The 1,614-nt window shown below is 38.2% G+C and carries 1 protein-coding gene and 1 pseudogene; one reads left to right on the top strand and one right to left on the bottom strand.

The features are described from left to right. Window positions 1–103 (top strand): annotated as a pseudogene (locus AC6F75_RS12165) (deoxynucleoside kinase); the annotation flags it as partial. Window positions 104–108: 5 nt separating this feature from the next. Here AC6F75_RS12165 and AC6F75_RS12160 read toward each other — a convergent pair. Next, window positions 109–1,362: a DUF4010 domain-containing protein gene (locus AC6F75_RS12160; RefSeq protein ID WP_500715303.1), complete on the bottom strand. Its 1,254-nt coding sequence runs from the start codon at window positions 1,360–1,362 to the stop codon at window positions 109–111. Window positions 1,363–1,614 lie beyond the last annotated feature (252 nt).

Genomic DNA, 1,614 nt, shown 5'->3' with positions numbered 1-1,614 from the left:
GCTTGTGATTGATGTGGACAACCTAAATTTTGTAGATGACCCTGAAGATTTTGGAAAAGTGATTAACCGCATTGATGCAGAACTGCACGGCTTGTTTGAATAAAATCTTCAAGGCCATAACCAGATAATCAACAACCCCGCAACAATTGAAATCCCAAAAGTAATTCCCAGTAATTTTGCAAGACGTTTGGTTCCTAAAATTACCGCTAAAATTCCTTTAAAAAACAAATTGGAAAGTGATGCCAAAAGTATAAGCCGCCATCCTGCATCTGTTTCAAGGTTTCCTTGTTTTATGACTTGCGACAGGGACAGGGTTATAGCATCAACGTTTGTTAACCCACTTATAATAGAGACTACATACAAGGTTTCATTTTTAAACTGTTCATTGACTATTGCTACTGCAAATAATGTAACTCCATAAAAAAGACCAAAAACAAGGGCAGTTTTTAACTGGGCCGGGTTTTGTGGTTCAGGCATTACATCTTCTTTTTTTTCTTTTTGAATACTATAAAACAAAACCACGCACAACAACACAATTACAAAAAACTGAACTGCAATGGGCAAAATCATTTGAGGGAGATTTTGAGGGATTACCACCCCTATTTCAACAACAATGCGAACCAAAGTAATGGCAGAGGCCCCCACTATCACAAAAGCAGAAAGTTTATCAATGGTACCTGCATCTTTAGCTTTTTTGGCATAACTTACGGTAGTGGCAGTGCTACTGATCATCCCTCCAAGAACAGCATTTGAAAAAAGCCCTGCTTTTTTCCCTACAAATTTGTATATAAAATAACCAACAACGCTAATCCCAACAATCAGCGTGACCATCAACCAAATATCCCGGGGGTTAATTACATCATAAGGATCATACGAAACATTGGGCAGTATGGGAAGGATAACCAATGAAATACCGACAAATGTCATAATTGCAGCAAGGTCTTTGTCTTTTAATCTTTCAATGGCACTATGCATTTTTTCTTTGGCATAAAGCAACACAGCCATCAACCCTCCCACAACAACACCTATAATCTGATTACCTAGCACCAGATATGCCCCAAGTGCAAACATAAGAAGGGCCGCCACTTCTGTGGTTTGGCCTACATTACTATCAACAGATTTTTTTTTTACAATAAAATTACCCGCAATTAACAGCCCGGCTATGGAAATCCCCATCGCGGGCAGTATAAAAGGATTTTCAAAATCACGGCTAAGGAATCCCGAAAAAACCCCAAGTATAGCTAAAAGTGTAAACGTGCGGACACCTGCCAGAGGGTGATGAGTCCTTTCTCGTTGCATCCCTACCAACAAGCCTAAACCAAAAGCAATGCCCAATGTGGTTATATCTTCATAGTTCAACATAACTACTAAGATAATGCATTAAAAAAAAATCCCCGCCGGACGGGCAGGGATTTATAAAATATTAACAAAATTATCTATTGTGCTTTTATAGCTTCAATTCTTCTTTCAACTTCTTCGTGGCTTCCTGAAAATTCATTTACTTCTTCTACTCTTTCACCATCTACAGTTTTCACTACAGTTACTTTAGCAGTTGTTTCATCTCCTTGCACAGAAGTTTCAATAAATACTTGTCTAACCTCATTTGAAGTTTCT

The organism is Planktosalinus sp. (assembly GCF_059864935.1).
Note: the sequence above shows the minus strand (reverse complement) of the source record. Positions and strands in the feature narration are given on the sequence as shown.

Excerpts from the sequence above, each read along its gene's own strand:
- AC6F75_RS12160 (WP_500715303.1), bottom strand. The coding sequence starts at position 1,362 with ATGTTGAACTATGAAGATATAACCACATTGGGCATTGCTTTTGGTTTA.